At 72.1% G+C, this 11,139-nt stretch carries 6 protein-coding genes; 5 read left to right on the forward strand and 1 reads right to left on the reverse strand.

All coding sequences use genetic code 11. The annotated features are described in order from the left end of the window. Positions 1-23 precede the first annotated feature (23 nt). The 4 genes from AB0D04_RS19505 (at position 24) to AB0D04_RS19520 (ending at position 2,879) form a co-directional block, all read left to right on the forward strand. Positions 24-701, forward strand: coding sequence for a DsbA family protein (locus AB0D04_RS19505; protein ID WP_362704612.1), 678 nt, complete (start codon positions 24-26; stop codon positions 699-701). Between the two features lie 58 nt (positions 702-759). Further along, complete coding sequence (locus AB0D04_RS19510) at positions 760-972, forward strand: MbtH family protein (protein ID WP_362704614.1); 213 nt, start codon at positions 760-762, stop codon at positions 970-972. A gap of 135 nt (positions 973-1,107) precedes the next feature. Then, positions 1,108-2,091 (forward strand): ATP-binding cassette domain-containing protein, encoded by a 984-nt coding sequence (locus AB0D04_RS19515; RefSeq protein ID WP_362704616.1) that lies wholly within the window; start codon positions 1,108-1,110, stop codon positions 2,089-2,091. After that, positions 2,088-2,879 (forward strand): ABC transporter permease, encoded by a 792-nt coding sequence (locus AB0D04_RS19520; protein WP_362704618.1) that lies wholly within the window; start codon positions 2,088-2,090, stop codon positions 2,877-2,879. Before AB0D04_RS19515 ends, AB0D04_RS19520 begins: the two co-directional genes overlap by 4 nt. An 86-nt stretch (positions 2,880-2,965) precedes the next feature. Here the strand turns inward: AB0D04_RS19520 and AB0D04_RS19525 are convergent, their stop codons facing one another. Beyond that, a complete protein-coding gene (locus AB0D04_RS19525) occupies positions 2,966-3,493 on the reverse strand; it encodes a hypothetical protein (protein WP_362704621.1) in 528 nt (175 codons plus the stop codon). Between the two features lie 159 nt (positions 3,494-3,652). Here AB0D04_RS19525 and AB0D04_RS19530 point away from each other — a divergent pair. Then, a partial coding sequence (locus tag AB0D04_RS19530; protein ID WP_362704623.1) for an amino acid adenylation domain-containing protein occupies positions 3,653-11,139 on the forward strand: 7,487 nt, incomplete at its 3' end.

Below are 11,139 nucleotides of genomic sequence, written 5' to 3' on the forward strand. Positions count from 1 at the left end.
CACCTCACCGTGAGGAGGCTGTGATGGCCCGCAAGCGGCCCCGCTGGTACTTCAGCTTCAGAAGCCCCTACTCGTGGCTGGCCCACCATGACCTGCTGACCCACTACCCCGACGTCGCCGAGCAGATCGACTGGCTGCCCTTCTGGGAGCCGGACGAGGGCTACCGGCAGCAGCTGGACGCCTCGGATGTCCGGCTGCCCTATGTGCCGATGTCCCGCGAGAAGCATCTGTACATCCTCCAGGACGTCCGGCGCCTGGCCCGGGACCGCGGGCTGGCAAACGCCTGGCCCGTGGACCGCAGCCCCCGCTGGGAGGTCTCCCACCTGGCCTATCTGGTGGCCGAGGAACACGGTCTGGGCCGCGAGTTCATCGCCGCCGTCTACCGGGCCCGCTGGGAGGACGGCTTCGACATCTGCGACCCCGAAGTGATCGGCGGCATCGGCAAGGAGCTGGGCATGGACCCGCGGCTGCTGGCCGGCGCCTGTGACGATCCGGGCGTACGGGCGCGCGGCGAACTGGCCCTGGACGCCGTGCACCGCGACGGCGTCTTCGGCGTGCCCTACTTCATCACCGGCTTCGACAAGTTCTGGGGTGTGGACCGGCTGTCGGCCTTCGTCGCCGCCCTGCGCACCCCGAAGGCCGTCAAGCGCATCCCCGCCCAGGCCCCGGCGCCCGACGGGGCCCTGTCGCCCACCACCTGAGCACGTACGACACGACGTACGCGAGACCGCACCAAGAGATTCGAAGAGAGGAATTCCCGTGGCCACCAACCCCTTTGAGGACGACAGCGCGGAGTACTACGTGCTGACCAATGAGGAGAACCAGCACTCGCTGTGGCCGGCCTTCGCCGAGGTGCCCGAGGGCTGGACGGTCGTGCACGGCCGCGATGGCCGACAGGCCTGCCTGGACCACATCAACGAGAACTGGACCGATATGCGGCCGAAGTCCCTGGCCGACGCCATGGACGGCTGATATCGCCGCCACTCCTTGTGAAGGGGCCCCGTCCCGGCCGGCTTCCCGGCCGCGGCGGGCGGGGCCGCTCGGCGGGAGCGGGGGTACCACCGAACAGCCCGGCACGCCCGGCGCCGGCAAACTTGAGGAGGGTGCATGGACGCAGGCATTTATGCGGAGGGGATCCGCAAGAAGTACAAGGAGGTCGAGGCGCTGCGCGGGGTGAGCCTGGCCGCCCCGCAGGGCACCGTGCTCGGTGTGCTCGGCCCCAACGGCGCGGGCAAGACCACCATGGTGCGGATTCTGTCCACGCTGCTGGAGCCCGATGCGGGCCGGGTGTCGGTGGCGGGCTGTGATGTGGTCCGGCAGCCGAACGAGGTGCGCAAGCGGATCGGGCTGGCCGGCCAGTACGCGGCCGTCGACCCGCTGCTGACCGGCCGCGAGAACCTGGAACTGGCCGGCCGCCTCTACCACCTGGGCCGGTCCGGCGCCCGGCGCAAGGCCGACGAACTGCTGCAGCGCTTCGGGCTGGCCGACGCCGCGGACCGGCCGAGCATGACGTACTCCGGCGGTATGCGCCGCCGGCTGGACCTGGCCGCGAGCCTGATCCCGCGCCCCGCGGTGATCTTCCTCGACGAGCCGACCACCGGACTGGACCCGGCCAGCCGCCTCGCGCTGTGGGACATGGTCCGCGAGCAGGTCGCCGACGGCGCCACGGTGCTGCTCACCACCCAGTACCTGGAGGAGGCCGAGCAGCTGGCGCACCGTATCGCGGTGATCAACGGCGGCGAGGTGATCGCCGAGGGCACCTCCGACGAGCTCAAGCAGCGCGTCGGCGGCGAACGCCTCGAGGTCACGCTGGTGGACGCGGCCGGGACCCAGTACGCGGCGGATCTGCTGGCGCAGGCCCTCGGGCAGCAGCCGACGGCCGGTGAGGACGGACGCAGTCTGAGTGTGCCGCTGGCCGGCGCGATGCTGGAGGCGCTGGCCCGGGCGGCCCAGGTGCTTCAGGACGCCCAGATCCAGGTCACCGACCTGGCGATCCGGCGGCCGTCGCTGGACGATGTGTTCCTCACACTGACGGGGGCCGGCGCCGCCGCCCCGGCGGCTGCGACGGCGGGAGCGGTGAGCGCGGCATGAACTACTTCCTCTCGGACAGCCTGGCCCTGGCCGGACGCCAGCTCAAGCAGCTCAAGCGGGTGCCGACGAAGCTCATCAGTGTCACGGTCGTGCCGATCGTGACCGTGCTGATCTTCGGCTATCTCTTCGGCAGCATGATCAACACCCCTGGCCTGAACTACCGCTCGTTCATCATGGCCGGCATCTTCATGCAGGTGATGCTCTCCGGCGTGAGCAGCACGGCCATCGGGGTCGCCGCGGATCTGAAGACCGGCATCGTGGACCGCTTCCGTTCGATGCCGATCGCCCGGCCCGCGGTCCTGGTCGGCCGCACCCTCGCCGACATCCTGCTCTCCGCCCTGGCCTGCACGATCATGGCCCTGGTCGGACTGCTCATCGGCTGGCGCACCACCACCGATCCGGTCAAGATCATCAGCGGCTTTGCGATCCTGCTGCTGGCGGGCTATGTCCTGGCCTGGCTGGGCGCCCTGATCGGGCTGGCGCTGCGCAGCCCCGAGGCCGTCACCTCGGTCACCTTCCTGATCAGCATGCCGCTGACGTTCCTCTCCAACGCCTTCGTCAACCCGTCGGTGCTGCCCAGCGGGCTGCAGATCGTCGCCGAGTGGAATCCGGTCAGCGCGGTGATCGGCGCCATGCGCGAGCTGTGGGGCAACACCGCGCCCGGTACGGTCTCGACCGCCTTCCCCGCGCAGTATCCGGTGGTCGTGGCGGTCGTCTCGCTGCTGGTGCTCATGGTGATCCTCGTCCCGACGTCCACCCGCGCCTACCGGGCCGCGACGGCCCGCTGACCCGGCCCTGGACGCAAAAGCCCTCAATCGCCGGCCGGCTCGACGAGTCCGCCGGCGATTGAGGGCTTTGTGTCAGGGGCGGTCAGTCAGTTCATTTCCGCCTTGCGGCGGATCGCCCGTAGCCATTCGTGCCGGATAAAACCGCTGGGCAGCCGGATGGCCGCCCAGTAGAGCGTGAACTTGCGGTGGGCCGAACGGTCGGTGGAGACCACTCGGGTCTCGGTGTTCAAACGGCCGTCCGCCCAATGGAAGTTGTAGGCGATCTTCGTATAGCCGGGCTTGTCGAAGGTGGCGAACTCCTCTCCCGAGGCCACCACATACGGCTCGGTGGAGGAGTTGTCCTCGGTGGTGCGGATGATGGAGCCGACCACCAACTCGTCGTCTGTACGGGCAATTTCGCTGTAGGCGCCGGTCCGGAAACTGTCGATGATCCGCTTCTCGCCGGTCGGCAGCGATTTGCCGAACGAGCGGGTGAACATCAGCATCCGGAATACCGGCACTTCACTCCAGGTGACCTCTTCGACCGCGCGCATCGTCGCCTCGCAGGACGCGGCCACGCGCAGCCGGTGGCATTCCCTGAAGTCCCAATTCGGGAACAGGTCGTCGAGTCTCATTTTCGGCATGCTATGGGCGCCCGGCGGGCCCGCGGCGGGCGTTGCCGGAAACTGCATCGCGGCCCTCGGCAATTGCCTGAAACTGCACCGGCGCAGCCACAACGGTCCTTTCGGTGGTCTTCTGTCACAAGACCCGATCTACCGGCCGAGAGGACAGTCATGCCTGATGAGCGTCTGCCCCGACTGTCGCCCAGCCAGGCACAGCAGGGAATCTGGTTCGCTCAGCAGCTGGACCCGTCGAACACCGTCTACAACACCGGTGAGTACCTGGAGATCCACGGCCTCGTCGACGCCGTGCTCTTCGAGCGGGCGCTGCGTCGGGTCGTCGCCGAGACCGGCACGCTGCGGGTGCGCATCGAGGACGGCGAGAGCGGCGCACGGCTGCTGCCCATCGAGCCCGAGTGGACCCTGCACCGCATCGATGTGTCCGCGGAGGCCGACCCGGTGGCCGCCGCCGAGCGCTGGATGGCCGCCGATCTGGCCCGTCCGGTCGACCAGGACGCGGGGCTGTTCCTCTTCGCCCTGTTCAAGATCGCCGAGGACCGCTGGTTCTGGCTGCACCGCTATCACCACGTCCTGGTCGACGGGTTCACCGTGGCGCTGATCGCCCGCCGCGTCAGCGAGGTCTACACCGCCCTGACCGCCGGCGCCGAGCCGCCCGAGTGCACCTTCGGCGAGCTGACCGATCTGCTGGACCTCGAGGCGGCCTACCGCGACTCGCCGCAGTACGCCAAGGACCGCGAGTTCTGGGCCGGCCGCCTGGCCGATCTGCCCGAGCCCGCCTCGCTGACGCCCAAGCCGTCGGCCACCGCCCGCCGTCTGGTGCGCCGTACGGCCCATCTGCCCGCCGCACAGGCCGAGGCGCTGCGCCGGCTGGCCCGTGAGATCGGCGTGCCCTGGCCGCCGCTGGTCATCGCCGTCACCGGCGCCTACCTCCAGCGGATGTCCGGCGCCGACGAGGTGGTCCTCGGCCTGCCGGTGACCACCCGTCTGGGCCGCACCCCGCGCCGGGTGCCGGGCATGGTCTCCAATGTGCTGCCGCTGCGGGTGGCCGCCGACCCCGCGCTCTCCCTCGTCGAACTGGTCGAGCGGGTCGTCGCCGAGATGCGCGCCGTCCTCAAGCACCAGCGCTACCGCTACGAATGGCTGCGCCGCGACCTCCAGCTCGACGGCGACCAGCCGCTGGTCGGCCCGCAGGTCAACGTCATGATGTTCGACTACGACCTGCGGTTCGGAGAGCACCGCGCCACCGTCCACAACCTGTCCATCGGCCCCGCCGACGACCTCTCGGTGATCGTCTACGACCGGACCGACGGCGCCGGTCTCCAGATCGACTTCGACGCCAACGCCGATCTGTACACCGCCGAGGAGGTCGACCGCCACCAGCAGCGCTTTCTGCGCTTCCTGACCGAGCTGGGCGCCGCCGACCCGCAGCGGCCCCTCGGCGAGGCCCCGCTCATGGACGCCGCGGAACGCGCGCTGATCCTCGACGACTGGGCCGGCGCCGAGCCCGCCGCCGCCCTGCCCGAGGCCACCGGGCAGCACCTCGTCTCCCTCTTCGGCGCCCAGGCCGCCCGCAACCCCGGCGCGACCGCCGTCGTCCACGAGGACACCCGCCTCACCTATGCCGAACTCGCCGCCCGCGCCCATCGCCTGGCCCACCTGCTGTGCGCCCGCGGCATCGGCCCCGAGACCTATGTGGCGCTGGCCCTGCCCCGCTCCGCCGACCTCGTCGCCGGGCTGCTGGCGGTCGTCACCTCCGGCGCGGCCTATGTCCCGCTGGACCCCGACTACCCCGCCGACCGCCTCTCGTACATGGTCGCCGACGCCCGCCCCGCGCTGGTGGTGACCGCCTCCGGCGTCGATCTGTCGCAGGTGGACCTGGCCGGCACCCCCGTCCTCGTCCTCGACGCGGCCGACACCGAGCAGGAGCTCGCCCGGCAGCCGGCCACCGCGCCCACCGACGCCGACCGCACCTCCGCGCTGCGCCCGGACACCCCCGCGTATGTCATCTACACCTCGGGCTCCACCGGCCGTCCCAAGGGCGTGGTCGTCCCGCACGCCAATGTCGTCCGGCTCTTCGACGCCACGGCCCGCTGGTTCGACTTCGGTGAGCGCGACGTGTGGACGATGTTCCACTCCTACGCCTTCGACTTCAGCGTCTGGGAGCTGTGGGGCCCGCTGCTGCACGGCTCCACCCTCGTCGTCGTCCCGTACGAGGTCTCCCGCTCCCCGGAGGACTTTCTGCGGCTGCTCGCCGACCAGCGGGTCACCGTCCTCAACCAGACGCCGTCCGCCTTCTACCAGCTGATGCGCGCCGACCGCGAGAACCCGGAGCTCGGCGCCGGGCTCGCGCTGCGCACCGTCGTCTTCGGCGGTGAGGCGCTGGACCTGTGGCGCCTGGAGGACTGGTACGCCCGCCACGCGGACACCGCGCCGGTCCTGGTGAACATGTACGGCATCACCGAGACCACGGTGCATGTCACGCATATCGCCCTCGACCGCCCCTACGCGGCCCGCGCCGCCGGCTCCACTATCGGCCGCCCCCTCCCCGACCTGCGCGTCTATGTCCTCGACGAGCGGCTGCGGCCGGTGCCGCCCGGGGTGCCCGGCGAGATGTACGTGGCCGGCGAGGGCGTCGCCCGCGGCTATCTGGGCCGCCCGGACCTGTCCGCGGGCCGCTTCGTCGCCGACCCCTACGGCGCGCCGGGCACCCGGATGTACCGCTCGGGCGATGTCGCCCGGTGGAGCGCCGACGGGCAACTGGAGTTCGTCGGCCGCGCCGACCACCAGGTGAAGATCAACGGCTATCGCATCGAACTCGGCGAGATCGAGGCGGCGTTCGAGTCGCACCCCGACGTCGCCCAGGTCGCCGTCATCGCCCGCGAGGACCGGCCCGGCGAGAAGCGCCTGGTCGCCTACCCCGTACCGGCCGCCGGCCGCGCCGTGGACCCCGCCGCACTGCGCGCCCATGTCGGTGAGGTACTGCCCGGCTACATGGTGCCCGCCGTCATCGTGCCCCTCGACGGCCCGCTGCCGCTCACCCCCAACGGCAAGCTCAACACCCGCGCCCTGCCCGCCGTCGAGATCCGTGCCCTGGCGGACGGCCGGGAGCCGCGCACCCCCGAAGAAGAGCTGCTGTGCGCGCTGTTCGCCGAGGCCCTGGGCGTGGCCCGGGTGAGCATCGACGACAGCTTCTTCGACCTGGGCGGCGACTCCGTCGTCTCCATGCAGCTGGTCTCCCGCTGCCGCCGCGCCGGGCTGGTGCTGACCACCCGGGACGTCTTCCGGCACCGCACCGTGGCCGCACTCGCCGCCGTCGCCGAGCGCGCCCCGCAGCCCGCCCACGAGGACCGCGCCGACGCCCTCGGCGGCTGCGCACCGACGCCGATGATGCAGTGGCTGGCCGAACGCGGCGGCCGTATCGACGGCTACCACCAGTCCGCCCTGCTGCGCACCCCGGCCGGCGCCCGCACCGGCCCGCTGACGGCGGCCCTGGCCGCACTGACCGGCCACCACGACGCGCTGCGCGCCACCCTGGTCCGCGACGCCGGGCAGTGGCGGCTGCACATCCCGGCGCCCCAGGACGTCCCGCCCGACGGTCTGTTGACCCGGGTCGATGTCGGCGTGCTCGCCGGCGACGCGCTGGACGAGGACGCGTACGAGAGCGCATACGACGAGGTGATCGGCCGCTACCGCGCCACCGCGGTCGCCGCCCTGCGCCCCGACGACGGGGTGATGCTGCGCGCCGTGTGGTTCGACGCCGGGCCCGCGCGGCCGGGCCGGCTGCTGCTCGTCGCCCACCATCTGGTCGTCGACGGCGTCTCCTGGCGCATCCTGGCCGCCGATCTGGAGGCCGCATACACCGCCGTCCAGCGGGGCGAGCCGATCGCCCTGGACCCCGTCGCCGCCTCCTTCCGTACCTGGGCCGCCGGCCGCGCGGCCGAAGCGTCCGGCACCGAGCTGTCGGCCCAAATCCACTACTGGAACGAGGTGTTGGGCGCCACCGAGGAGCGACCGCTCGGTCGCCGCGCCCTCGATGCGGCCGTCGACGCGGCGGGTACCGCGCAGTCGCTGCGGCTGACCCTGCCCGCCGACCGCACCGCCCCGCTGCTGACCTCTGTGCCCGCCGCCTTCCGCGCGGGCCCCGAGGATGTGCTGCTGACCGCCTTCGCGCGCGCCGTCGCCGCCTGGCGGCGCGCCCACGGCCGCGGCGACGCCGGTGCCCCCGTGGTACTGGACCTCGAAGGCCATGGCCGCGACTGGCGCGAGGCCGACCTCACCCGCACCGTCGGCTGGTTCACCAGCCTCTACCCGGTGTGCCTGGACGCCGGCCACGAGGACATCGGCGAGGCGCTCAAGCAGGTCAAGGAGCAGTTGCGGGCCGTGCCCGGCCGCGGCGCGGGCTACGGCCTGCTGCGCCATCTCGCCCCCGGGGCCGCCGACCGGATAGCCCCCCGCCCCGCCCCGGACATCGCCTTCAACTACCTGGGCCGTATCCGCACCACCGACGAGGACTGGGCACTGACCGGCGGGCTCGCCGGCGGCGACGACCTGGCCATGCCGCCGGTCCATGCCCTGGAGGTCAACTGCCTGGCGCAGGACGGCCCGCAGGGGCCCGAGCTGACCGCGCACCTCGGCTGGGCGCCGGGCGTGCTGTCGGCCGCCGAGGTCCGCGAACTGGCCGAGCTGTGGTTCGCGGAACTGGCCGCGCTCACCAAGCACACCGCACAGCCCGGCGCGGGCGGCGCCACCCCCTCCGACTTCCCGCTGGTCACCCTCACCCAGCCCCAGATCGACCGGCTGAGCGCCGCCGACGACGCCCCGCTCGAGGACGTCCTGCCGCTGTCCCCGCTCCAGGAGGGGCTGCTCTTCCACGCCCTGTACGACGAGTACGGCACGGACCAACAAGACGTCTACACCGTGCAGTTCACCTTCGAACTGTCCGGGCCCGTCGATGCCCGTGCGCTGCGCGCCGCCGGTGCCGCGCTGCTGCGCCGCCACCCCAACCTGCGGGCCGGCTTCCACCACGCCGGTCTGCCCGCACCGGTCCAGGTCATCCGCGCGGACGTGGCACCGCGCTGGCAGACGGTCGACCTCACCGACGCCGGTGCCGAACAGGTCGCGGACTTCCTCGCCCGGGAGCGCACCCACCGCTTCGACCTGGAACAGGCCCCGCTGATCGGCCTGACCCTCGTCCGGCTGGCCGCCGACCGGCATCTGCTCGTCCTGTCGAACCACCACATCCTGCTCGACGGCTGGTCCATGCCGCTGCTGGTCCAGGAGCTGTTCGAGCTGTACGCGGCCGGTGCCGACGAGAGCGCCGCCGCACTGCCGCACCCCACCCCGTACGCCACCTACCTCAACTGGGTCGCCGACCAGGACCGCACCGCCGCCGAGACCGCCTGGCAGCAGGCGCTGTCCGGCCTGGACGAGCCCACCCTGCTCGCCGGGCCCGGCGCCCGCGGCACCGACCCCGCGGGCGCCGCCCCGCAGCAGCTCGTCGTGGACCTCTCCGAGCGGCTGACCGACGCCCTCACCGACACCGCCCGCCGCCACGGACTGACCCTGGGCACCGTGGTGCAGTCCGCCTGGGCGCTGCTGCTGGGGCAGCTCACCGGCCGCGACGACGTCGTCTTCGGCGGCACCGTCGCCGGGCGTCCGCCGGAGCTGCCGGGCGTCGAGTCGATGATCGGCCTGTTCATCAACACGCTGCCGGTGCGCGTCCGCGTCGACCCCGCCGAGACGCTGCTGGAGCTGATGACCCGGGTGCAGGAGCAGCAGTCCGTGCTGACTGCCCACCACCACCTGGGGCTCGCCGACGTGAGCCGGCTGACCGGGCACGGCGAGCTGTTCGACACCATCACCGTCCTGGAGAACTACCCGCTCGACCCGGACTCCCTGGGCGCCGGCGGCCTGCGCGTCACCGGCATCGACGGCCGCGACGCCACCCACTACCCGCTCAGCCTCGCGGTGCTGCCCCGGGAGCGGATGCAGCTTCGCATCGGCTATCTGCCGCATCTGTACAGACACGACGACTCCGCCCGCATCGCCGAACGGCTGATCCGGCTGTTCGAGACGTTCGTTGACGGTGCCGACGGCATGGACCGGCGCGTGGCCAGGACCAGCGCGCTCAGCCTCGACGAGCGCCGGCAGCTGCTGTGCGAGTGGAACGACACCGAATGGGACCTGCCCATCCAGCCTCTGCCGGACCTGTTCGAGACCCGTGCCGCCGCCACCCCCGACGCGCCCGCAGTCCTCTCCGACGCCGCGCGTCTCACATACGCCGAGCTCAACGCGCGCGCCAACCGGCTGGCGAGGCTGCTGCGCCATCGAGGTATCGGCCCCGAGCAGTTCGTGGCCGTCGCGCTGCCCCGCTCGGCCTCGCTGGCCGTGGCGCTGCTCGCCGTCCTCAAGGTCGGCGCCGCCTATCTGCCCGTCGACACCGCCTATCCCGCCGACCGCATCGGCTACATGCTCGACGACGCCCGGCCCGCGCTGCTGATCACCGACACCGGTGGGCTCGACGAGCCGGCCCTGGCCGCGCCGTCCGGCCTGCCCCATCTGGTGGTGGACGCACCGCAGACCGTCGCGGAGCTGGCCACGATGGCCGCGGGCGACCTGGAGGAGCGCGAGCGCCTGAGCCCGCTGCACCCGGCCCACCCGGCGTACATCATCTACACCTCCGGCTCCACCGGCCGGCCCAAGGGCGTCGTCGTCTCCCACCAGGGCCTGGGCAACCTCGCGTCCGCGCAGAACGACCGCTTCGCCATCGACTCCGGCAGCCGGGTGCTGCAGTTCGCCTCGCCGAGCTTCGACGCCTCCGTCTCCGAGCTGTGCACGGCCTGGCTGGCCGGCGGCGCCGTCGTTCTCGCACCGGCCGAACAACTGCTGCCCGGCCAGGGCCTCGCCGAGGTCCTGCACCGCCACGCAGTCACGCACGCCACCATCCCGCCGGCCGCCCTGGCCACCCTGCCCGCCGACGCCCTGCCGGCGGACATGGTGCTGGTGGTCGCGGGTGAGGCCTGCCCGCCGGAACAGGTCGGCCAGTGGTCCGCCGGCCGCCGCATGATCAACGCCTATGGCCCGACGGAGACCACCGTCTGCGCCACCATGAGCCGCCCGCTGCACGGCAGCGTCACCCCGCCGATGGGCCGCCCCATCTGGAACACCCGGGTCTTTGTGCTGGATGGTGCGTTGCGTCCGGTGCCGGTGGGTGTTGCGGGTGAGTTGTATGTGTCGGGTGTGGGTCTTGCGCGCGGGTATTGGGGTCGTGCGGGGCTGACGGCCGAGCGTTTTGTGGCGAGTCCGTTCGGTGAGCCGGGGGAGCGGATGTATCGCACCGGCGACTTGGTGCGGTGGGGTGGGGATGGTGAGCTGGTCTTTGTGGGCCGGGTGGATCACCAGGTGAAGATCCGTGGTTTCCGGGTGGAGCCGGGGGAGATCGAGTCGGTGCTGGCCGCGCGGTCCGGGGTGGCTCAGGTGGCGGTGGTGGTGCGGGAGGACCGTCCGGGGGACCGGCGTCTGGTGGCGTATGTGGTGCCTGAGGGCGGTGCGGTGGATGGTGGGGTGCTGAGGTCGGCGGTGGCGGAAGTGCTGCCGGAGTACATGGTGCCGTCGGCGTTTGTGGTGCTGGATGTGCTGCC

This window comes from Streptomyces sp. NPDC048483, from assembly GCF_040651455.1.
In the GTDB taxonomy this organism is placed as follows: Bacteria; Actinomycetota; Actinomycetes; order Streptomycetales; family Streptomycetaceae; genus Streptomyces.